Genomic DNA, 22254 nt, shown 5'->3' on the forward strand with positions numbered 1-22254 from the left:
CCCCGCGCTGCGGGGAGAGGTGTAAGAACAACACCGGCCGCGTTTCGCGGCCGGCTTCTCTTTGAAGAGTCCGAAAAGAATGGCGATCACGCTCTCTGGCGATCAGGCACTTCCCGGCCCGCCTTTGTCGTCGCGGCTGACCCCGGCGCAGGTCTGGGGCATCGTGCTGCTCGCGCCCTATTTGCTCGTTTTCCTCGCCTTCGTCGTCTATCCCGTCTGCTACGGCCTGTGGCTGGCGCGCGATCCGGCGAACTACGTCGCGCTGTACCATGACCCGATTTTTGCGCGCGCCGCGATCAACACGCTGATCTTCCTGGTCATCGGCATCAACATCAAGATGCTGATCGCGCTGTTCCTGTCCGGCTTCTTCGCCGTGCAGCGCCCCTGGATCAAATGGCTCTCGGTGATCTTCATCCTGCCCTGGGCGGTGCCATCGATTCCGACCATCCTGTCGGTGCGTTTCATGCTCAATCCCGAATGGGGCGTGATCAACCATCTCATCTTCTCCTTCACCGGCGATGACGGCCCGAACTGGCTGAACGACCCGACCGTAGCGCTCAGCATGGCGATCGCCGTGCACATTTGGAAATCGCTGCCGTTCTGGACGCTGATCCTGATCACCGGCCGCCTCGCGATCTCGCACGATCTGTTCGAGGCCGCCGAGGTCGACGGCGCGAGCTGGTGGCAGAAGTTCCGCTACATCACCTGGCCGTCGATGCAGACGCTCTACGTCACCTGCACGCTGCTCTCGATGATCTGGACGCTGGGCGACTTCAACAGCGTCTATCTGCTCACCGGCGGCGGCCCGGCCGATCTCACGCACGTGCTGGCGACGCTCGGCATCCGCTATCTCCGGCTCGACCAGCTCTCGCTGGCGATGGCATCCATCGTCTGCGCGATGCCGTTCGTCCTGCCGCTCGTGTACTTCATGATGAAACGGTTGTCGCGATGAAGCTCCCCGGCGTAAGCGAATTTTCCTGGCGCGACGTCGCGACCGAAGCGCGGCTGCTGCTGATCGGCATTCCCGTCTTCCTGTGGACGATGATCCCGATCTATCACATGTTCCTGTTCGCGATCTCCCCGAAGGAGGACGCGTTCTCGGGCAAGCTGTGGCCGGATCACCCGACGCTGCACAATTTCCAGATCGTATTCAAGCAGCAGCATTACTTCCTGCGCGACTTCTACATCCAGTTCTGGAATTCGACCGTGATCGCCGTCTCCGTCGGCGTGCTGACGCTGGTGATCGCGACCTCGGCAGCGTTCGCGATCTCGCGATTGAAGGTGCCGGGGGGACGCACCGTGCTGAACCTCGCGCTCTTCACCTATTTCATCCCCGCGGCGTTCCTCGCCGTGCCGATGTACCGCACCATGGGCAATTACGGCCTGCTCAATAATCACTGGTCGCTGATCCTGGCCATGGTGACGATCGCCAGCCCCTACGCGATCTGGGTGCTCAAGCAGGCCTCCGACAAGCTGCCGGTCGAGCTGGACGAGGCCGCCGTGATGGATGGCGCGACGACGCTCCAGATCTTCCGCCTGGTCTACCTGCCGCTGATGATGCCTTCGCTGGTCGCGATCGGCACCTACGCGGTGCTGCTGGCCTGGAACGAATATCTCTACGCGTTCCTGCTGCTCTCCAACGACCGCGAGATCACCCTCCCCGTCGCGCTCGGCAACTTCCTCGCCGCAGACGATTCTCCCTGGGAGCTGTTGATGACGACCGGCTTCATCTACGCGCTGCCGCCGGCCGCGGTCTATTACGCCTTCCGCCGCTACATGGTGGGCGGGCTCACGGCGGGTGCGGTGAAGTCCTGACGCTGCAGGACGCATCGCGGCGCTGCAAGCAAGCCGTTTGAGTGTCGGCGTGGGCAATTGAAGATTGTCCACGCCTGCTCTAACCTCCGGGTCCCAAGGCGGGGGGCCCGGCATCATGCGCAGCAACGACGCGATCCATCTCGGCCTGATGCTGCTGGCGCTCGCGGCCTCCTATCTGGTGCCGTTCGAGCTGCTGCTGCTGGCCTATGTCGTGCTCGGTCCGGCGCATTACTTCACCGAGATCTCGTGGCTGCATGACCGCAGCTATTATCTGCCCCATCGCGGGATTGCCGCGGCCCTCGCCATCGTGGCCGTGGTCGCGGCGCTGATCGACAACGCCTCGTGGTTCGGTTTTGCGATGTGGGCAGCGCTGATCGCGTGCGCCATGCTGGCGGCGACGAATTCGGCGATCGAAAGCATGCTGCTGTTCATGGCGGCGATCGCCCTGTCCGCGATCATGTATTCGAGCGGGTCCTCGCTCGCCGTCATCGGCATCCTGATTCCGACCCTGATCCACGTCTCGTTGTTCACGCTGATCTTCATGGTGCTCGGCGCTTACCGGTCCGGAAGCCGGGTGCAGGCTGCGCTGGTGGTGGCCTACCTCATCGCCATCGCCACGATCCTGCTGCTGCCGCCAACCGCCGAAATCCGCGTCGCGAGCTTTGCCCGCGTCGGACAGGACTATTTTGGCAATGTCGGCCCGGCCCTCGGCCGGCTGTTCGGCGTGCCCGGCCTCGTCCTCGACGCAAGACTGACCAGCCTGCTCGCCTTCGTCTACACCTATCACTACCTCAACTGGTTCATCAAAGCCGACGTGATCCGCTGGACCGCGGTGCCGAAGGCGCGGCTGGCGGCGATGGCCGCCGCCAGTGCAGCCGCAACCGCGCTCTATTTCTACGACTATGCGTTGGGATTCACCTTCCTGCTGGCGCTGAGCCTGATCCATATCCTGCTGGAGTTTCCGCTCGATGCGCTGGCGCTGCGGCAGCTCGGCGCGGCCGTCCAGGACGCAACCCGAGCACGGTTCGCAGCGCGAGCGGCTACAACGGCGCGGCGCTCTCGCCCTGTGAGCTCGACAGTTTCGAGGCGAGCGAGGCGATGACGATCACTACCGCGATCAGGGCGATCACCAGGGTGCAGATCGCGTTGATCTCGGGCTTCACGCCCAGCCGCACCTCGGAATAGATCCGGATCGGCAAGGTGGCCGAGCCAGGGCCGGTGGTGAAGCTAGCGATCACGAGGTCATCAAGCGACAGCGTAAACGCCAACATCCAGCCTGCGACGATGGCCGGCGCGATCAACGGCAGGGTGACGGAGACGAAGGCGCGGACCGGGTCGCAGCCAAGGTCCATCGCGGCCTCCTCCAGCGAACGATCGAGCGAGCCGAGGCGGGACTGCACGACCACGGCGACGAAACACATCGTCAGCGTGGTATGGGCGATCGTCACGGTCCAGAAGCCACGCTCGGCATTCAGCGCCACGAACAGCAGCAGCAGCGACAATCCCGTGATCACCTCCGGCATCACCAGCGGCGCATAGAGCATTCCCGAAAACAGCGTCCGGCCGCGAAACCGCTCGCCGCGGGACAGTGCGACCGCCGCGAGCGTGCCGAGCAGCGTGGCGATGGTGGCGGAGGAGACCGCGACCCGCAGGCTCATCCAGGCCGCCTCGATCATGGCACGGTCATTGAAGAACTCGTGATACCAGCGCAGTGACCAGCCGCCCCACACCGTCACCAGCCGCGAGGCGTTGAAGGAATAGATGACGAGGATGAGGATCGGCAGGTAAAGGAACGCCAACCCCAGCGCGAGCGAGGCGATGTTGAAGCGGGAGAGACGGGAGACCTTGCGCATCGTCTCAGCGCCCCTGTTCCAGCTGCCGTTTCTGCAGCCGCTCGTACAGCAGCAGCGGCAGCAGCAACACCACAAGCAGCACGATGGCCGCCGCCGAGGCGACCGGCCAGTCCTTGTTGGTGAAGAACTCGAGCCACAGGGTCTGGCCGATCATCAGCGAATTGGAGCCCGCCAGAAGGTCCGGGATGACGAATTCGCCGACGATCGGGATGAAGCACAAGAGCACGCCGGCACCGACACCGGGCAACGACAACGGGAAGGTGACGAGCCAGAACACTTGCCAGGGCGGGGCACCGAGGTCACCGGCCGCCTCCTCCAGCGCCGGCTCCATCTTGGCGAGCGTGGCGTAGAGCGGCAGGATCATGAACGGCAAATAGGAATAGACGATGCCGATATGCATCGCGCTGTCGGTGGAGAGCCACACCACGGGCTGGCTGACTAGATGCAGCGCCAGCAGGATCTGGTTGAGCAGGCCGTCATGCTGGAGGATGTTGATCCAGGCATAGATGCGGATCAGGAACGAAGTCCAGAACGGCACGATCACCAGCACCATCGCCACCGCCTGCCAGCTCCTCGGCAGCCGCGCCATGCCATAGGCGATGGGATAGCCGATCAACAGCAGCAGCGCAGTCGCGGTCACGGCGACGGTGAGGCTGCGCACGTAGGCGAACACGTAGATGTCGTCCGAGATCAGCAGCCTGAAATTGTCGATCGACAACGCGGCAAGGGCCGTCTTCAGCGCGTCCCATCCCGCCGTCAGGTCGAACACGGGCTCGTAAGGCGGCTGTGCGATCGCGGTCTGCGACAGGCTGATCTTCAGCACGAAGGCGAACGGCACCAGGAAGAACAGCGCCATCCAGAGATAGGGTGCAATAGCTGCAAGGCGCGCCGGCCGCGCGAAGATGCGATGGGAGCTCATGATTGCAGCACCACGCAGTCGTCGGGCGTGAACCAGGCGACGACGTCCTGGTTCACGCTATAGGCGTCGACGTCGAGGCGCGCGCTGTTGACGACCGAAGCTTGCAGCGTTCCGCCGGCGTCGAGCTTCACCTTGTAGGTCGTGGTGCCGCCGAGATAGCAGATATCGGCGATCACGCCGTCCAGACTGTTGATCGCCGCTTCACGACCGGCCTCGGACACCGGCGCGCGGCGCGAGAGCTTGACCTTCTCGGGCCGGATCGCGACCGACAATGTCGTCCCGTCGACCGGCTCGCGCGGCTCGCCGGTCAGCAGCGTGCCCGCTTCACGTGTGGCAATCACCAGGCGATGACCGTCACGCAGCTTGATCTCGCCGTCGAACACATTGACGTCGCCGACGAACTCGGCGATCCAGCGCGAGCGCGGCGCCTCATAAAGTTCGCGGGGGCTTGCGACCTGGGCCAGCTTGCCTGATTTCATCACGCCGATCCGGCTCGCCATCGTCATCGCCTCCTCCTGGTCGTGGGTGACGATGATGAAGGTCATGCCGAGCCGGCGCTGCAGTTCCATCAGCTCGGCTTGCGTGCTTTCGCGCAGCTTCTTGTCCAGCGCCGCGAGAGGCTCGTCGAGCAGCAGGAGCTGTGGCCGCCGCGCCAGCGCGCGGGCCAGCGCTACACGCTGGCGCTGGCCGCCGGAGAGCTGGTCGGGCTTGCGCTTCTCCAGTCCGTCGAGCTTCACCAGTGCAACCATCTCCGCCACGCGCGTGGCGATATCGGCGCGCGCGAGACCTGCGCGCTTCAGGCCGAAGGCGATGTTGTCGCGCACCGACAGGTGCGGAAACAGCGCGTAGTTCTGGAACATCATGTTGACGGGGCGCTGGTGCGGCAGCGCCTGCGCGATGTCCTTGCCGCCGAGCAGGATGCGCCCTTCGTCCGGCGCCTCGAAGCCGGCGAGCATCCGCAAGAGCGTGGTCTTGCCGCAGCCGGAGGGGCCGAGCAGCGCGAAGAACTCGCCGGCCTTGATGTCGAGCGACACACCATCCACGGCCCGGAACGTCCCAAAGGACTTGGCGACGCCCTCGATGCGCAGCAACGGCTGGCCGGCGGCCGGAGGCGTATCTCCGCCGGCTGCATCGGCCGTGACGTCTGTTCTGGGCAACTCGTCCGTCATGTTCCTGCCAACCCCGAATCCGCCGCACGCTAGCGGCCGATCGGACTTTGCTCAACCGGTTCAGGATGAATCCTTCACAGCCGACATGAACGCCGCCAGAGCATCACGGTCCGCCGCCGGCATGGTCAGGCCAAGCTTGGAACGGCGCCACAGGATGTCCTCCGGAAAGCGCGCCCATTCGTGGCTCATCAGATGGCGCACCTCGGCGCCGGTCAGTTCGGGACCGAAAGCAGGGCCGAGTTCGTCACGGCTCTTGGCGTCACCGAGCACTGCCACCAGGCGCGAGCCATAGGCCGCGACCAGCCGCTGAGCCTCCGGTTCGGACAGAAAGCGCCAGCGATCGCGTGCGAGGTCCACCTCCGTGTCGAAACGGTCCCAGGCGAAATCGCCGCCGGGCAGCGCTGCACCGCCGGTCCAGGGTGGCGTCATCGGACAGAACGGCGTCAGCTTCGTCAACGCACGCTCTGCGCGCAGACGCGAGGTGGTGACGTCGCCGCCGAACATCGTGATCAGCGGTGCCTTGCGCCGGCGCACGTGAAACAGGGTCGTGCCGTCACCTCGCCGCACGGACGCCGGCGTCAAGTTGACGCCGGAGACCGTCCGGACCACGTCGGTCGGGGCAACACGCTCGCGGAAATAGCGGCTGGCCGCCTCGCAGAGATAGCCGACATCCGCTCCTCGCATCGCAACGATCGCGGGATCGCCGATGAAATCATGCGTCACCGTGCCGATCAGCGTGAAGTCGCGCTCGAAGGGGGATGCGAAGATCAGTCGTCCATCACTGTTCTGGAAGACGTAGACGTTGTCTGAATCAAACAGCCTGGGCACGATGATCTGGCTCATCTGCATGGCCGCGACAGCAGGCTGCGGCTGACGCAGCACCGTCTCCGCGACCGTCGGAGTCCAGGCTCCGGTGGTGTTGGCCAGCGCCCGGGCCGTGATCGTGCGGCGAGGGCCGCGATCGACCACCGCGAGCCGCCAAATGTCGGTCCTGTCGGCGCGCACGCAGCGAGCACCGGTCCGGATCGCAGCGCCACGCTCGGCCGCGTCCAGCGCCGTAAGCACCACCAGGCGGGAATCGTCGACGACGCAGTCCGAATATTCGAACGCCGTCCCAAACGGACGCTTCAGCGCGTCGCCGACCGGATGATGCGTGATGTCGAGGGTGGCTGACGGCGGCAGGCCGCCCCGGTTCGTGAGCGCGTCGTAAACGTACAGGCCGGCGCGAAGCAGCCAAGGCGGACGCTCGTCGGAATGCGCGGGGATCACGAAGCGCTTCGGCCGGACCAGATGCGGCGCGATCCGGAGCCAGATCCGGCGCTCGGCGAGGGCCCGGCGCACGCGCCAGAACCCACGCCGCTCCAGCACCGACAAATCGCCGTGGATCAGCCGCGGCGTTGCCGACGACGCCGCGCCGCCGAGATCGCCCTGCTCGAACAGAATAACCCGCAGGCCGCGACCCGCTGCATCACGGGCGAGGCTGACACCGTTCAGCCCGCCGCCGATGATCGCGAGGTCGTAATCCGCCATCCTGCTGTTCCGACAATTGAAGAAGCAGGATCACATAACTATCGTCGTTGTTCTAAAGTCCAGCCTACCGCGAGATTCGTGTCACGTCGTCCAAAACCAATTGGTTCATACTGCAAATGAACGATGTCAACATGTAGCCATCATGCTCCGCTAGCGCGGTATCAAACGCCCGGATATTCCAAAACGGATCATTGGCGCGCGTTGGAGGAGAAATTCCGCCCACATCGAAGCCGTGAATAAATCGCAACGCAGGAAACCCCTCGAGTGCAACCTCACTGGGCTTGAGATCATAGGTATCCCAGTTCGTCGCATAGTGCTTTCTAGCTTTTCCATCCGCCTTTGCCTCTTGTTCAATCTTCGCCGCTTTTGTTCGCGACAACCAACCAAGAGCAACGGAGCATGCAGCTTCAGGGCCCGACGCCTCCAGGTAATCCAAGGGTATCTCGCGCGTAGGAGGCTTCGTCGACATTTTGCGTGTTGTAAGCTGCGATTGTTTATCCGACGCTCTTATTTCGTGAGTGGTCCCAAAGGGCTTCATGGTTGCCCCGTAACTCCGTAGATTCCCTCGGGGAGAGCGCGGTGGATCAAGATTTCCGATAGTCTGAGTTTGCTCGGGATCCGTCTGCATGAATGGCAGAACGCGAATCAGCTCACTTAAGAGAATCGCGATGGTGCGAGCCGGATGCAACAAGCTCTCGGAGACCGAACGTCGCCTCTGCACACATTCATCGCTCGGATCGAGCTGCGTGCCCCACAATTCGATTCGATCGGCCAAGGGACGAAGGTCTCCCTTGAACGCTGGAAACATATCGTGCGTGGCCCAATCGTAGTCGGCAAGCTGCTGGACAACAGCATTCTCCGTATTCTGGACGCGATCGCCAAAACTACAGTCCAGTTGTTGCCGTCCGCCTGGCGGCCAATTTCTAGCTGCAGTGACCGATAGGAAAATTGGACGCTGATCATCTCTAAAAAAAGACTGCGAGGCCTCGTACGCTTCTCCTCTGCGCCGCTCTCCATTGATAAGAGCTAACCTCCGCCACAACGTTCGCTGGATCGCCGTCCATTTCGACGCTTCTGACGCGGGATTGATCAGCACCACCAAATCGCCGAGCACAGGCTGCATGTAGGATCCGGCCTCATGCAAGGCAACTTTCTTCACCAAGTCATCGCCGAGCGCCGTCATCAGCATGTTGCCGCCGAGCGAATGACCAAAGATAATCATCTTGTTTTTCAGTTTGCGGGGGAGCTCCGAATAGGCATCCAAGCCTAGTGTATTCTCGATCGCGCGTAGGGCCGAAAGTGCTGACGGCGCAATGGCCTCGCTGACGGGCTTTCGATCAAAGAGCGTCAAAATTGCCGAAGCGGTTCCGAGTGAAGCGCCTCCAGGAAAATTTCGGGCGAGCCAATTTTCATCCGTTCGTGCGCCTCGCCATCCGATATATACCGCCGTAACACGCATGTCCTTGTAGGCATTGTCTACGGCGGCCCGGTCGGAAATAAACCGCGCGACTTGCGCTGCATACATGCGCAAATTCGCGACGTCGGAATCGCCTATGCTTGCATCGTGTCGCCAACCGTGAATGAAGACCAAGACGTAATTTGAAGTGTTCGTCTTTAGATGGTCCACCAGAGCCTCAAGTTGCCCCTTACTTTGACGCCGTATCGGCACCCCACGCTCCGCAACACATGATTCCTGCTCCCCACATTCAAGCCGCAATGCATATGGTTTGCCGTCTTCCTGAAATTCGAGAAAAGCGACGTCATACTCGATAGGCTTGCCGTTTTCCGTCTCAGGAATTCTGTGATGCTGGATCGAGCAACTAAGCTTGCGAGCCGAAATTAGACGCTGATCTATCGCGGCCCACTCGCGGTTATTGGTGGTAGCAAGGGCGTCCCAGCCTGGCGACTTCGCATCTCTACATGAGGGGGATTCTGCGGCCAAAGCTCGCGATGGAAGATGCCGATAAGTCGGAAACAAAAGAAGATTTGCCAGAAAAAGAAAAGCGAGAACGAGCAGCATCGCTCCGACGATCCATTTTGCAATCGTCCTCGCGACACGCATCGCGCTCGCCAACACTTTGAACGGAAAAAGCATTTGTAGCTCCCTATACGAGCAAATTCTGCTACTTTAGGGTGCTTTTGTGTTGCTAGCAACTATTTGGCGTCAGACGAGCCTGCCTCTAGCCGGTCTTGAGCGCAAGCTCCATGACTTGAGCGCGGCCGACGAGCCCGGCATATTTCCCGATCGGCAAGGGTTTGCCGAGCAGATAACCCTGCACGCCGTCGCAACCCTCCTTGGCGAGGAAGGCGAGTTGCTCGATCGTCTCGACGCCCTCGGCGATGATCGACATTTCGAGGCCGTGGCCGAGATCGATCACCGCGCGGACGATCGCCGCCGATTGCGGGTTGCGACCGAGATTGACGATGAAGGCGCGATCGATCTTGATCTTGTCGAACGGGAACGCCTGGAGATAGCTCAGCGAGGAATAGCCGCTGCCGAAATCGTCCATGGAGATCCGCACGCCGAGCGCCTTCAGGCGGCGCAGCAGCGCGAGGCCCCGGTCGAAATCCTCGATCAGCACGCCCTCGGTGATTTCCAGCTCGAGCCGGCCGGGTGCAAGGCCGGTCTCGATCAGGATCGAATGGACGAGGCCGACCACGTCGCCGTGCATGAACTGCGCCGGCGACAGATTGACCGCGACCTGGAGCGGCTTTGGCCAGGACGCCGCCTCGCGGCAGGCCTCGCGCAGGATCCACTCGCCCATCTCGACGATCAGGCCGCTCTCTTCGGCGATCGGGATGAATTCGACCGGCGAGACCTGGCCGCGCACCGGATGCTGCCAGCGTGCCAGCGCCTCGAAGCCGATGATCTCGCTCTCGGCGACGCTGTCACCCGCGGCCCCCTGCGGCTGGAACGCGAGTGAGAGCTCGCCGTTCTTGATCGCCATCGACAGGTCCTGGTGCAGCACGCGGCGGTCGCGGATCTGGTGATCCATCTCCGGCTGGTAGAGGCTGATCGTACCGCGGGACTTCTGCTTGGCACGGAACAGCGCTGCACCGGCATTGGCGAGCAGCGCGGCGCCATCGCTGCCATTGTGCGGGAAGACCGCCATGCCGGTGGTGGCGCCGGCGCGAACCGCCCGGCCGTCGATCTGGAATTCCTTTGCGACGGCCTCGCCGAGCTGCTGCGCCAGTGCAAGGCCCGCGTCCGGCTGCTTGCCGTCGATGATGAGGCCGAATTCGTCGCCGGACAGACGCGCCACCACGCCGCCACGCGCGGAGTCCTGAAGCCGCTGGGCAACCTCGATCAGGAGCTTGTCGCCGAGCGCGTGGCCGAAGACGTCGTTGACCTCCTTGAGGCCGTCGAGGTCGACACAGAGGACGGCGAACTCCTCGCCGGTGCCTTCGCAGGCCTCGATCATCTGGGTCAGTGCCTGAAGGAAGGCAGCACGGTTCGGCAAATCGGTGAGGCCGTCATGATAGGCCATGTGCGCCATGCGCGACTCGGTCTGCCGGCGGTCGGTGACGTCCTCGTGGGTCTTGATCAGATATTGCGGCTCGCCGGCGTCATTGAGCACGGTGGCGCGGCGGGTCAGGAACAGCCGCAGGCCGTCCTTGGTGGAGATCGGATGCTCCTCGGTGATCATCCCCCGCTTCTTGATCGCGGCCTCGTCGCGCGCGATGATCAGCTTGGCTTCCTTGAGGTTGAAGATGTCGGACGCGGTCAGGCCCGTGGCCTCCTCGCGCCGGCGGTTGAGGATCGTCTCCGCGCTGCGATTGGCGAGCAGATAGCGGCCGTCCTTGACCTGCTCGACGATCAGCGCCACCGGAATGTTGTCGACCACCAGATCGAGGAACTTCTTGGCGCTCTCCAGCTCCTTCGAGAGCACGCGGCGGTCAGTGATGTCCTCGAACACGAGCATCAGGAATTCGGGCTTGTTGTTCTCGTCGCGGACCACGATCCGGATCGAGGCGACCATGCGCCGCTCGCCGCCACGATCGACCTCGAATTCATTGCGGAATTGACCGTCCGGCGAATTGAGCGCCGCGCGGTCGGTCGCTTCGATGGTGGCCGCCGAGACGGGCGCGAACAGCTCGCGCGCATTCTTGCCGACGACATAATCCCGCGAGAACCCCCAGAACCGCTCATAGGCGCTGTTGGCGAAGATATAGCGGCCGTCCTCGATGTTCTTCGCGGCCACGCAGGCCGGCACGTTGTCCAGCACCGTTTCGAGGAACTGCTTGGTCGAGGCGAGCTGTCGCGACAGCTTGCGCTGCTCGCTGACGTCGAGATGTGTCGCCACCGAGCCGCCGTTCGGCAGCACGAAATATTTTACCAGGATGGCCCGTCCATCCGGCAGTTCCGTGATCAGACCGTTGGTGCTTGCCGCTTTCTCGTAGAATTCCTCGTCGGAGGCGAGGCCGAGCACGCCGCGCCTCCGTCGCAGCTCGAGGAGCTCGTGGCCACTCATGTTGGTCCAGACTTCCGACCGCGTCAGGCCGTAAATCTCGAGATAGCGGTCGTTGCAGAAGATGATGCGGCGCTGCGCATCCGTCATCACCACGCCCTGATTGAGATTGTTCATGGCGGAGGAGACGAAGGCGTTGCGACGCAACTGCAAACGCCTGGTGCGGCGCAACGAGGAATGGATCCACAGCACGATCGCGGCAAGGAACGCGCAGACGACGATCCCCGCGATCAGGACTTCCCAGACCACGTTGGGATCCAGCTGACCCAGATAGCTCGGCGCGGCGAAGCTGTCCGACAGCGCAAGGGCGCGCGCGGGCGCAACCGTGCCGGCCAGGCACACGACGGCCTGCACAGCAATCAGTAGCGTGCTGCCCTCGTGCCAGTTCTTCTCAGCCATCAGCCACCCGCGATTTCAACGTCGGATTGTCTGGCTTCACGGGTTTGGATCGGGTAAACGCCTGTACGCGCAACAGAAAAATGTGACGTAAAATACGGCAATTGCCCTGACATGATAAATTCTTCCTTAACGGAAAACGCCTCCGCGCCATTCGCCCCGGACTTGATGCCAGCGGACGTCCTGCACAACCATGGATAGGGTCGATTGCGTCGTCATCGGAGCCGGCGTGGTCGGGCTCGCGGTGGCCCGAAAGCTGGCGCAGGCCGGGCGCGAGGTCATCGTGCTCGAGGAGGCCGAGGCGATCGGCACCATCACCTCGTCGCGCAACAGTGAGGTGATCCATGCCGGCATCTACTACCGCGCCGGGAGCTGGATGGCGCGCATGTGCGTCGACGGCAAGCACGCGCTCTACCGCTACTGTGCCGAGCGCGGCATCCCGCACAGGAATTGCGGCAAGCTGATCGTCGCGACCAGCCCGCAGGAGACCGAGAAGCTGCAATCGATCAAGGCGCATGCCGAGGCCAATGGCGTGCTCGACATGCAGCTGCTCACAGGCGAGGCGGCACGCACGCTGGAACCGGCGCTCGCCTGCGATGCCGCGCTGCTGTCGCCGTCGACGGGCATCATCGACAGCCACGCCTACATGCTCTCGCTGCGCGGCGAAGCCGAGGCATCAGGCGCGGCCTTCGCGTTTCACACCCCGCTGATCCGCGCCAAGGCAGCGAACGGCCTCGTCGAAATCGAAGCCGGCGGCGAAGCGCCAATGACGCTGCAATGCAGCCTCCTCGTCAACGCGGCGGGGCTCTCGGCGACGAATGTGGCACGCAACATCGAGGGCATGCCGCTGGACCGGATTCCGCCAGCCTACCTCGCGAAGGGAAACTACTTCAGCTGCAATGCCAAGGCGCCGTTCTCGCGCCTGATCTACCCGGTGCCCGAACCAGGCGGGTTGGGGGTGCATCTGACGCTGGACATGGCAGGACAGGCGCGCTTCGGCCCCGACGTCGAGTGGATCGAGACGATCAATTACGAGGTCGACGCCTCACGCGCCGAGCGCTTCTATCCGGCGATCCGCAGATACTGGCCGACACTTCCCGACGGTGCATTGATGCCGAGCTATTCAGGAATTCGGCCGAAGATCGTGCCGCCCGCAGTGGCGACGCAGGACTTCCTGATGCAGGGCCCGCGCGACCATGGCGTGGCAGGCCTGGTCAATCTGTTCGGTATCGAATCGCCGGGACTGACGTCGTCGCTCGCGATCGCCGATCACGTCGCCGAGCTCGCAAACATCTAATCGCGCAAGGATCTTTGCAAGGTGTGCACCTTGCCGCAGGGATGAGCGCAAAGGCTCTCATCCCTGCGAGGGTACGATCAACTCTACGCTGTTACGGGGGTTACTAGTGGAGCGTGTCGCCGTGCCTCAGACGCTCGATCTGGTCCTTGACCATCAACTTCCGGCGCTTCAACTCAACAATTTGCAGGTCGTCTGTTGAAAGGTGCACGAGAGCTTCGTGCAATTCGTTTTCGAGAAGTTTGTGCTTCCGCTCCAATTCAACGAGATGTGCCTGAATTGTCATTCGAAACCTCCTCGGTAGGGTTGAACCTCAGGATTCGATCCGGACAACGAAGTCTACATCACCGATTCGTTCTGTCGATGGGTATCCGTCATCGCAGCTTCATTTTTGAAAATTCATATGTAACGAAGCGTGAGTAAGGGAACCGCGCGGGAAAAATCCATGATATCAATGCGCTTGCGCGGCACCTCAGCGCCCTGCAGAAATATGTTGCGGGAGATCGACGAGCGAGGGTTGCAGATCGCTTGCGGTCACGCCGCGCAAGGACGATAATTTCCACAGGGCATCCACAGCCTTAGTCTCACGCCATCGGTTTTCGGCCACCGCAGACATGACCAATGAAGACGAGCGTGAGCTCGAAGCCGAGCTCACCCGGTTGCAGCAGGAACACCGAGATCTCGATGCGGCAATCGATGCACTGCATCAATCGCCCGCCCCCGACCTGTTGCGGCTGCAGCGTTTGAAGAAGCGCAAGCTGTTGTTGCGTGACCGCATCGCGTTCATCGAAGACCAGATTACGCCGGACATCATCGCCTGATCCGTGAGCGGCTTCGCGGCTCCCGCCACATGAATCCGCTTGACTCGAAAAGAACAAAATAGGAACATTTGGGCACCCCGGCGCCTCCAGGAAACGCCCAGAACAATTGACAAGGACAACGCAGATGTCGGCAACCGCCCTTCTCGACAACAGCCATTATGAACAAGCCTGCGATCAGGCGATCGCGATGTGCGATGGCAATCTGCGCAGCACCATCAAGGCGCTGATCATGGCCAACGAATACCTGGAAGCAGAGCTGGAAGAATTGCAGGCGGCGATTTCCGCCGGCTGCATCCCGGACGCCTCACGCAGCAAGATGCGGAGCAGGAGCAGCGCCGCCTGAGTTTCGAAGCGCGATGAGATCGCGCTTCTGTTCTAAGCATGATCCTGACAGGAAACCGCTTCACACTGTTCGCTGACGCGGCCCTTCGGGTCCGGATCATGCTCCACCGGAGCAACGCCATGTCGGACGTGACCTATTACGTTGCAATGCCCTTTTTGATCGATGCCGACGGCTCGCCTGTCGCTGGCGCAGCGGAAGAATGCCAGAGTTCGACGGCCGCGTTGCGGCGCGCCGAGATCTTATCGCGGGGTGCAGGCCATATCGGCGCGGTCGCCTTCAGCCGCAGCGGCGATCCCATGACCGGCGAATTCGGCGACGCCACGCTGCTGCGCAAATTCGGCAACGTGCCCGAAGATCTCGCCACGCTGTAAGGTTGATTGCTTGAGCATGATCCCGTCGGAACACCGCTTCACGCTGTTCGCTGACGCGGCCCTTCGGGTCCGGATCATGCGCTAGCTGCTGACCAGCCTGATCCGGGCTCGTGCCGCCGGTGCGCCTTGCGCACATACATGGCGGCATCCGCCTCCTCCAGGGCGCGGCCTGCGTCGGACTGCGCACCCAGCAGCGCGACCCCTGCGGAGGCGCCCGAGGTTACGTGCTGGCCGCGAAAGACAAAGGATAATTCGTCGACCGCCTGCTCAAACGCCGCGGCCTTCGCCTTGGCGTCGGTCTCGCTGAGATTCCAGAGCAGCAGCGCGAACTCGTCACCCCCGAGCCGGCCGACCACGTCGGAGGCACGAACCTGCCGTGTCAGCGTGGCGGCAATCGCCTTGAGCACCTCGTCGCCGGCGCCATGACCGAACGAATCGTTGATCGGCTTCAGCCGGTCGACGTCGAGCACGATCAGCGCCCCGCTGGCGCGGTAGCGCTTCATATAGGCGATGGCGCGCGCCAGCTCCCGCTCGAAGCCGCGCCGGTTGGGAATCTCGAGCAGGAAATCGGTGTCGGCCGCAGCTTCCAGTTCCGCGACCCGCCGCTGCGCCTCCCTGAGCTTGGTCCGCAAGCCCCGGATCGTCGCACTGAGGCCGTCCTTGGCTCCACCATCGCCCGACGACGCGCCGCGCGCCGGCAGCTTCGCCGGACGCTTGGTCAGCCGCTTAGAGGCCGCTTTGGATCGGCCGAGGCTGGTCTTCCGGCCCTTCTTGGCCTTCGCAGCGCTCGCCCTTTTTGGTTTCTTCATGGGCATCCTGCTCAATTGAAGGCTTGCGGGGATTCACCAAGACAGGATAGTGGATTCCCTTCTCCTTGCCACCGCCTTGCGAGCCGCCGGCCGGAACCGTCAATCTGGCCTATCCTTCTGTTTTTCGGGCACAATAACGTCATGACCGCGCCGATCGCCATCATCATGGGAAGCCAGTCGGACTGGGACACGATGCGGCATGCCGCCGACACGCTCGGCGCGCTCGGCGTTGCCGCCGACACCCGCATCGTTTCGGCCCACCGCACCCCCGACCGGCTGTTTGCTTTCGCCAAGGGGGCCAAGGCCGCTGGTTACAAAGTCATCATCGCCGGCGCTGGAGGCGCGGCCCATCTGCCCGGCATGGCGGCGGCGCTGACCGAACTCCCGGTGTTCGGCGTTCCCGTCGAATCCAAGACGCTCAAGGGCCTTGATTCGCTCTATTCGATCGTCCAGATGCCGGCCGGCATCCCGGTCGGCACCCTCGCCATCGGCAAGGCCGGCGCGATCAACGCCGCGCTGCTGGCAGCCTCCGTACTGGCCTTGTCCGACCCGGCCTTGTCCAATCGCCTCGCCGCCTGGCGCAAGGCTCAGACCGAGGCCGTCGCCGAGCGCCCGGAGGACAAGGCGTGAGCGATACCAGGCACGTCAAGCTGAAGCCCGGTGACACCATCGGAATCCTCGGCGGCGGACAATTGGGCCGGATGCTGGCCATGGCTGCGGCACGGCTCGGCCTGCGCTGCCAGGTGTTCTCGCCCGATCCGGACTCACCGGCCTTCGACGTCGTCTTGAACGCGACCTGCGCCGAATATGCCGATGTCGAAGCGCTCGAACTGTTCGCGGGCGACGTCGACGTCATCACCTACGAATTCGAGAACGTGCCCGCCGCGGCCGCGATGGTGCTCGATGCACGCCGACCCGTGCTGCCCAACCGCAAGATTCTCGAGACCACCCAGGACCGGCTCGCCGAGAAGGATTTCGTGACGCGGCTCGGCATCGGCACTGCAGCCTATGCCGATGTCACCTCAGTGGCTTCATTGCGCGAGGCGATCGCCAGGATCGGACTGCCGGCCGTACTCAAGACCCGCCGCTTCGGTTATGACGGCAAGGGCCAGACCATCATCCGCGAGGGCGACGACATCGCCAAGGTGTGGACCAGCCTCGCCACGAAATCGGCAATCCTGGAAGCCTTCGTGCCGTTCGAGCGCGAGATCTCCGTGATCGCCGCACGCTCGATCACGGGCCAGGTCGAATGCTTCGACGTCACCGAGAACGAGCACCGCGACCACATCCTGAAGATATCGCGCGCGCCCGCCCCGATCCCGGATTCGCTCGCCGAGGACGCGCGCAGCATCGCCGGCAAGATCGCGAGCGCGCTCGACTATGTCGGCGTCCTCGCCGTCGAGATGTTCGTGCTCGCCAATGGCACCGGACCGAAGGTGCTGGTCAACGAGATCGCCCCGCGCGTGCACAATTCCGGGCACTGGACGCTGGACGGCGCCTCCGTCTCGCAATTCGAGCAGCATATCCGCGCCATCGCCGGCTGGCCGCTCGGCAAGCCGGTGCGCCACGGTGAAATCGTCACCATGACCAATCTGATCGGCGACGAGATCAACGATTACGACAAATGGCTGACCGTTCCCGGCGCCACGGTGCACATCTACGGCAAGGGCACGCCGCGCCCCGGCCGCAAGATGGGCCACGTTACCGAAGTCGGGCCGACGAAGAGCAAGTAGCAGGACCGCGGCAATCGCTGCGATCCCGCTTCGCGCGAAAGCGCTCTCTACGCCGTCTTCGCGCCTGCGACGACGCCTGCCGGCTCCTCGCTGAGCCAGCGATAGATCACCCCGCCCAGCGCGCCACCGATCAGCGGCGCGACCCAGAACAGCCAAAGCTGCGCCGTCGCCCAGCCGCCGACGAACAGCGCCGGGCCCGTGCTGCGCGCCGGGTTCACCGACGTGTTGGTCACGGGGATGCTGACGAGATGGATCATCACCAGCGCGAGCCCGATCGCGAGCGGTGCGAAGCCGGCGGGCGCGCGGCCGTGGGTGGAGCCCATGATGATGAACAGGAACATCATGGTCATCACCACTTCGGTGAGGAAGCAGACGATCATGCTGTACTGGCCCGGCGAATGCGCATCATAGCCGTTGGACGCGAAGCCCTTGCTGACGTCGAATCCGGGAGCCCCGCTGGCGATGACATAGAGCAGCCACGCGGCCACGATCGCACCGGCCACCTGGGCGATCACATAGGGCAGGATCTGCCCGGCGGGAAAACGGCCGCCTGCGGCAAGACCGACCGTGACCGCCGGATTGAGGTGGCAACCCGAGATATGGCCGATGGCATAGGCCATCGTGACGACGCTCAAGCCGAACGCGAGGGAGACGCCGACCAGGCCGATTCCGACCTGAGGAAAGCCGGCGGCGATCACCGCGCTCCCGCAACCTGCGAATGTGAGCCAAAACGTGCCGATGGCCTCAGCGGCGTATTTCTTGATATCCATGTGTCGTCCCCTACTTTCAAAGTTTCCGGAACAAGGCTCCGGAAACGGCCCCACACTTGGCGTCAAATCTCCCAAATCAGGGCCGCACGGAGGTATTTTGCCTTATTTAATGGCTGAACTTGGCCCAAATCCCCGCCTGGCCGGTGGACATCCCCCGTTTTGTCTGATACATCCGCGCCCTCAAGGTTAAGGGCTTGTGCGTTTCGCCATCCCCTTCGTCTTACCAGAATTCAAATCCGATCCACTGAAGAGGATGCCGCGTGCAGGTTCTCGTTCGCGATAACAATGTCGATCAAGCCCTCAAGGCGCTGAAGAAGAAGATGCAGCGCGAGGGAATTTTCCGCGAGATGAAGCTCCGCGGTCACTACGAAAAGCCCTCCGAGAAGAAGGCCCGCGAAAAGGCCGAAGCCGTGCGCCGCGCGCGCAAGCTGGCCCGCAAGAAGCTGCAGCGCGAAGGCCTGCTGCCGATGAAGCCGAAGCCGGTGTTCGGCGCCGGTCCCGGTGGCGATCGCGGCGGTCGTGGCGGCCCGGGTGCAGGTCCGCGCGGACCGCGCTGATCGACCTCGCGCGTTTAGCAAGACTTCAGTTTCCGATGACGCGGGCCTCTGGCCCGCGTTATTGTTTGTGAGCGGTGCCTTTCCTGGCGGGGCACGACCGATGCGGCGCTAGAGCGCGATAAAATAGGACAGATTGTCATCGCGCTTTAGTTTGCTGCCTGGGCATGATCTCTTCGGAAACCGCTACACACTTTTCGCTGCGGGCCTTCGGGTCCCGATCATGCTCTAGCGCGAGCGAACCGTAGATGGCCTCCCCTTTCCCCGAGCGCGGCTTGGCACGGCTACGCCAGATCTGGCAGCGGCCGTTCGCGCTGGCTTTGATGGGGATCGCGCTGTGCGGCTGTTCCTTCGATCTGGGCTCGCTGATGCCGGAGAAGGACAAGCCTCAGGAAACCCCCAAGGCGGCCGCACCGGTTGAGAGCGCGGTGAGCACCGGCAACGTCACCGAGGCTCAGGCCCACACCGCGAAAGCCCAATCCCTGGCGAAGTCAGGCGAGACTGCGGCGGCACTCGACGAGTTCAATCGCGCCGTCGGACTGGATCCCTATAATGCGCAGGCGCTCTATGGCCGCGCCCTGATCTATCAAGGCAATAACCAGCACGATTTCGCGATCGCCGATTTCACCGCGGCGAGCGGGCTCAACCCGCAGAAGGTCGAGCCCCTGCTCGGCCGCGCCACCAGCTATCTCGCGCTCGGCAAGGTCAAGGAGGCCGCAGCCGATCTGGATGAGGCCTCCGAGGCCGATCCGCACAACGCCCAGGTTTGGACCACGCGCGGACAGGCCTATGAACGGCTGGGCGACAAGGCCAAGGCGGCGGCGTCCTACACCAGGGCTGTCTCGCTTCGCCCACGCGACGATGCCGCGCGCAGCGGCCTCGCCCGCGTCGGCGGCTGACGATAGGGGCGCAACGCAGGCGCTGCCTTAATCGGGGGTGGCGTTCTTCGGCAGAACGGAGTTGAACATCGACTTCATGCCCGAGAGCATCTCGTCGGCGACATTGGTCTTCTTCGGCCGCGGCAAGGAGGCGCCGGCGTCGGCGCGCAGATCCAGCGGCGGCGCGATCACCGGCACGGGAATGTCAGCCGGCGGCGTCACCCGATTCGGATCGCCCTTGCTGACCGAGGCGGTGTAGGGCGCACCGGCCGACGAGGAGCCATCATTGCCATAGGCCTCGGATGAAGGCGTCGATACCGTGATTGGCGGCGGCAGCGGACGGACCGTAGCCGGCTCCATACTGATGACCCGCGGGGCCTCTGGCGTCGCACGGGCGGCTTCACGCACTGCAGGCTCTGTCGGCCTCTCGGCTGATCTGGCCTCGGACGGGCGAACCTCGGTGGGCTTGGTCTCGGAAGATCTGGCCTCAGCCGACCTGCCTTCGGACAGCTTGCCCTCAGGCGATTTGCGCAGGCGCTCGATCGCGGCACGGACGAGATCGTTGGCGTCGGGGGTCGCAGCCGGCGCCGAATTGGCCTCCGCCACCGGGGCAGCGGGAGCGGCTGCAGTGACGGCCGGGGTCGACGTCGGCGAAGACTTGGCGGCCGCCTTCTCGCGCGCCGACGGCTTGCTGCGCGGACTGGCTTCGGCCGGTGTCACATCCGCGGATTTGTGCTCGACGACCGGCTGGTCGGCAGCCTTCTCAGCCGCCGGCTTGTCCGTCACGCTCTTTTCGGGAATGCCTTTGGCCTTGACGCCGGGAGCAGGGAGATTGGCGACATCGGCGGGGTTGCCGTTCTTTCCGGCCTCGGCCGGGGCCACGACGGCCGCAGGGGCATCAGCCGCCGGCTTGGCGTTGATGTAATGGTTAACGATATACGCCCCGATGATCGTCGCGAGCACCGAGGGGAAAATATCCATCGAGATTTTAGCGAGGTATTTCAGCATTCCGGCCACTCCCCGCGCGATCTGATGCGGGAACTTTGGGGCATAGTAAGGGATCAACTGCGACGGATCGATGGCAAGTGGGTAAGGCCGGACTTACGGCTTCAGCTCGATCTCAAGGAACACGATCTCGGTTGAGGTTTCGTTAAGTACGTCATGCTGGACGCCGGCCTTGCGGAAATAGGATTTCCCGGCCGCAAGCTGCGCCTTGGAACGCTCCCCACCGGGCGCCACGATGGTCATTTCACCCGCCGCAACGGGAACAATGACGTAGTCCATGCCGTGGGTGTGATGCCCGGTGGCACTGCCGGGCGGAAGGCGCCATTCCGTCACCCGGACCTCCTCATTGTCGACCTGAACCTCGGACCTGGCGGCAAGCATCGGAACTCCCCCTATTGCGCTTCAGGGCACGAAGACCATGAACACATAGACCGCAAATACCACCATATGGACCAGTCCGAACAGGACATTGGTCCTGCCTGTGCCGAAGGTCAGCATGCTCAGGAAGAAGGTCAGGAGCAAGAGCACGCTGCCCTGGGCGTTGAGGCCGAGCTCGAGCTCCTTGTCGAGCGCGTAGGTGGCAACGCCGACGGCCGGGATGGTCAGCCCGATGGTCGCCAGCGACGAGCCCAGCGCCAGGTTGATGCTCTTCTGGAGGTCGTTCTTGCGGGCCGCCGAGACGGCCGCGAGGCCTTCCGGCATCAGGATCAGGAGCGCGACCAGAAGTCCGGTAAAGGCCGGCGGGGCGCCGATCTTGATCGCGACGGCGTCGACCACGAGCGAGAACTTCTTGGCGAGCAGCACGACCGCAAGCAGCGCAACCAGCAGCAGCACGACGCTGAGCACCAGCATCCTGCTCGACTGATGCGCCTCGCCGCTGCCGCCGTCCGACCGCTCGTGAACGAAGTAATCCTTGTGCAGGACGGTCTGGGTGTAGAGAAACACGCCGTACAGGGCCAGCGTGACCACGTCGACGAAACCGAGCTGAATCGCCGAATAGACGGGCCCGGGCGCGGTGGTGGTGTAGTTCGGCATGATCAGCGTGATGGTCGCGAGCGCGAACAGGACGCTGAGATAGACGTTGGCGCCGGAGAGCTGAAAACCCTGCTCGCGATAGCGCAGGCCGCCGATGAAGATGCAAAGTCCGACGAGGCCGTTGCAGACGATCATGACCACGGCGAACACGGTGTCGCGCGCCAGTGCCGGGGCAGGCTTGTCGCCGAGCATGATCGTGGTGATCAGTGCGACCTCGATGATGGTCACCGAGAGCGTCAGCACCAGCGTGCCATAGGGTTCGCCGACCCGCTCCGCGATCACTTCGGCATGATGAACCGCGGCGAACACCGCGCCGAACAGGATGACCAGAAGCACGATGGCGAAGACGAGCCCGCCCGGCGACAGCGTGAACACGTAGTCCGTCGCGCTGACGGCTGCGAACAACAGCACGGCGAGCGCCGGAAAGATCCAGGTCGACCGGGGCATCGGACTATGCGCGCTCATCCACAGCTTCCATTTTCCTGGATGA

Annotated in this window: 22 protein-coding genes and 1 pseudogene; 11 read left to right on the forward strand and 12 right to left on the reverse strand. The window is 63.4% G+C overall.

The annotated features are described in order from the left end of the window. The first annotated feature begins 79 nt into the window (after positions 1–79). From ACFDR6_RS00430 to ACFDR6_RS00440, 3 genes are all read left to right on the forward strand, one after another. A complete protein-coding gene (locus ACFDR6_RS00430; protein ID WP_212088223.1) occupies positions 80–952 on the forward strand; it encodes a carbohydrate ABC transporter permease in 873 nt (290 codons plus the stop codon). Next, a complete protein-coding gene (locus ACFDR6_RS00435; protein WP_024337670.1) occupies positions 949–1815 on the forward strand; it encodes a carbohydrate ABC transporter permease in 867 nt (288 codons plus the stop codon). Before ACFDR6_RS00430 ends, ACFDR6_RS00435 begins: the two co-directional genes overlap by 4 nt. Positions 1816–1930: 115 nt before the next feature. Beyond that, positions 1931–2917, forward strand: coding sequence for a hypothetical protein (locus ACFDR6_RS00440; RefSeq protein ID WP_212088221.1), 987 nt, complete (start codon positions 1931–1933; stop codon positions 2915–2917). Here the strand turns inward: ACFDR6_RS00440 and ACFDR6_RS00445 are convergent. The 6 genes from ACFDR6_RS00445 to ACFDR6_RS00470 form a co-directional block, all read right to left on the reverse strand. Then, entirely contained in the window at positions 2856–3668 is an 813-nt protein-coding gene (locus ACFDR6_RS00445; protein ID WP_212088219.1) for an ABC transporter permease, read from the reverse strand. The genes ACFDR6_RS00440 and ACFDR6_RS00445 overlap by 62 nt on opposite strands. A 4-nt stretch (positions 3669–3672) precedes the next feature. Beyond that, positions 3673–4587 carry an ABC transporter permease gene (locus ACFDR6_RS00450; protein ID WP_375857030.1) on the reverse strand — a complete coding sequence of 305 codons (915 nt, stop codon included), beginning with the start codon at positions 4585–4587 and terminating at the stop codon, positions 3673–3675. Beyond that, on the reverse strand, positions 4584–5756 hold the full coding sequence (locus tag ACFDR6_RS00455; RefSeq protein WP_375857032.1) for an ABC transporter ATP-binding protein: 1173 nt from the start codon (positions 5754–5756) through the stop codon (positions 4584–4586). The genes ACFDR6_RS00450 and ACFDR6_RS00455 overlap by 4 nt, the downstream gene beginning before the upstream one ends. 60 nt (positions 5757–5816) lie before the next feature. Continuing rightward, entirely contained in the window at positions 5817–7286 is a 1470-nt protein-coding gene (locus tag ACFDR6_RS00460) for a glycerol-3-phosphate dehydrogenase (RefSeq protein WP_375857034.1), read from the reverse strand. Between the two features lie 64 nt (positions 7287–7350). Continuing rightward, complete coding sequence (locus ACFDR6_RS00465) at positions 7351–9381, reverse strand: hypothetical protein (RefSeq protein ID WP_212088206.1); 2031 nt, start codon at positions 9379–9381, stop codon at positions 7351–7353. A gap of 85 nt (positions 9382–9466) precedes the next feature. Continuing rightward, the gene (locus tag ACFDR6_RS00470) at positions 9467–12154 is read right to left on the reverse strand and encodes a sensor domain-containing protein (RefSeq protein ID WP_375857036.1); all 2688 of its coding nucleotides are present in this window, start codon (positions 12152–12154) and stop codon (positions 9467–9469) included. A gap of 190 nt (positions 12155–12344) precedes the next feature. Here ACFDR6_RS00470 and ACFDR6_RS00475 point away from each other — a divergent pair, with 190 nt between their 5' ends. Then, positions 12345–13448 carry an NAD(P)/FAD-dependent oxidoreductase gene (locus tag ACFDR6_RS00475; RefSeq protein ID WP_317241057.1) on the forward strand — a complete coding sequence of 368 codons (1104 nt, stop codon included), beginning with the start codon at positions 12345–12347 and terminating at the stop codon, positions 13446–13448. 103 nt (positions 13449–13551) lie between these two features. Here ACFDR6_RS00475 and ACFDR6_RS00480 read toward each other — a convergent pair whose 3' ends face one another. Next, the gene (locus ACFDR6_RS00480; RefSeq protein WP_026201910.1) at positions 13552–13731 is read right to left on the reverse strand and encodes a YdcH family protein; all 180 of its coding nucleotides are present in this window, start codon (positions 13729–13731) and stop codon (positions 13552–13554) included. A gap of 328 nt (positions 13732–14059) precedes the next feature. Here ACFDR6_RS00480 and ACFDR6_RS00485 point away from each other — a divergent pair, with 328 nt between their 5' ends. The 3 genes from ACFDR6_RS00485 (at position 14060) to ACFDR6_RS00495 (ending at position 14980) form a co-directional block, all read left to right on the forward strand. Beyond that, positions 14060–14266 (forward strand): YdcH family protein, encoded by a 207-nt coding sequence (locus tag ACFDR6_RS00485; RefSeq protein ID WP_008546179.1) that lies wholly within the window; start codon positions 14060–14062, stop codon positions 14264–14266. A 124-nt stretch (positions 14267–14390) separates the two neighbouring features. Beyond that, the gene (locus tag ACFDR6_RS00490) at positions 14391–14609 is read left to right on the forward strand and encodes a hypothetical protein (RefSeq protein ID WP_212088200.1); all 219 of its coding nucleotides are present in this window, start codon (positions 14391–14393) and stop codon (positions 14607–14609) included. Positions 14610–14728: 119 nt separating this feature from the next. Next, on the forward strand, positions 14729–14980 hold the full coding sequence (locus ACFDR6_RS00495) for a hypothetical protein (protein ID WP_151647513.1): 252 nt from the start codon (positions 14729–14731) through the stop codon (positions 14978–14980). Between the two features lie 81 nt (positions 14981–15061). Here ACFDR6_RS00495 and ACFDR6_RS00500 read toward each other — a convergent pair. After that, a pseudogene (locus ACFDR6_RS00500) lies at positions 15062–15789 on the reverse strand (GGDEF domain-containing protein). A gap of 141 nt (positions 15790–15930) precedes the next feature. Here ACFDR6_RS00500 and purE point away from each other — a divergent pair. After that, on the forward strand, positions 15931–16419 hold the full coding sequence (gene purE, locus ACFDR6_RS00505) for a 5-(carboxyamino)imidazole ribonucleotide mutase (RefSeq protein ID WP_212088196.1): 489 nt from the start codon (positions 15931–15933) through the stop codon (positions 16417–16419). After that, positions 16416–17522: a 5-(carboxyamino)imidazole ribonucleotide synthase gene (locus ACFDR6_RS00510; RefSeq protein WP_375857038.1), complete on the forward strand. Its 1107-nt coding sequence runs from the start codon at positions 16416–16418 to the stop codon at positions 17520–17522. Before purE ends, ACFDR6_RS00510 begins: the two co-directional genes overlap by 4 nt. Positions 17523–17569: 47 nt before the next feature. Here ACFDR6_RS00510 and aqpZ read toward each other — a convergent pair whose 3' ends face one another. After that, positions 17570–18292 carry an aquaporin Z gene (aqpZ, locus tag ACFDR6_RS00515; protein ID WP_375857040.1) on the reverse strand — a complete coding sequence of 241 codons (723 nt, stop codon included), beginning with the start codon at positions 18290–18292 and terminating at the stop codon, positions 17570–17572. 260 nt (positions 18293–18552) lie between these two features. On the opposite strand from aqpZ, the gene rpsU reads away from it, so the two are divergent. Continuing rightward, positions 18553–18849: a 30S ribosomal protein S21 gene (gene rpsU, locus ACFDR6_RS00520; protein WP_008546194.1), complete on the forward strand. Its 297-nt coding sequence runs from the start codon at positions 18553–18555 to the stop codon at positions 18847–18849. Positions 18850–19094: 245 nt separating this feature from the next. Further along, complete coding sequence (locus ACFDR6_RS00525; RefSeq protein WP_375857042.1) at positions 19095–19745, forward strand: tetratricopeptide repeat protein; 651 nt, start codon at positions 19095–19097, stop codon at positions 19743–19745. A gap of 27 nt (positions 19746–19772) precedes the next feature. On the opposite strand, the gene ACFDR6_RS00530 is transcribed toward ACFDR6_RS00525, so the two are convergent. The 3 genes from ACFDR6_RS00530 to ACFDR6_RS00540 all read right to left on the reverse strand — a co-directional run bounded on the left by ACFDR6_RS00530 (position 19773) and on the right by ACFDR6_RS00540 (position 22229). Then, positions 19773–20732 (reverse strand): hypothetical protein, encoded by a 960-nt coding sequence (locus ACFDR6_RS00530; protein WP_375857043.1) that lies wholly within the window; start codon positions 20730–20732, stop codon positions 19773–19775. A 93-nt stretch (positions 20733–20825) separates the two neighbouring features. After that, entirely contained in the window at positions 20826–21110 is a 285-nt protein-coding gene (locus ACFDR6_RS00535; RefSeq protein WP_317241063.1) for a cupin domain-containing protein, read from the reverse strand. A 21-nt stretch (positions 21111–21131) separates the two neighbouring features. Beyond that, on the reverse strand, positions 21132–22229 hold the full coding sequence (locus ACFDR6_RS00540; protein ID WP_212088184.1) for a calcium:cation antiporter: 1098 nt from the start codon (positions 22227–22229) through the stop codon (positions 21132–21134). Positions 22230–22254 lie beyond the last annotated feature (25 nt).

It is taken from the genome of Bradyrhizobium tunisiense (assembly GCF_042263385.1).
In the GTDB taxonomy this organism is placed as follows: Bacteria; Pseudomonadota; Alphaproteobacteria; order Rhizobiales; family Xanthobacteraceae; genus Bradyrhizobium; species Bradyrhizobium tunisiense.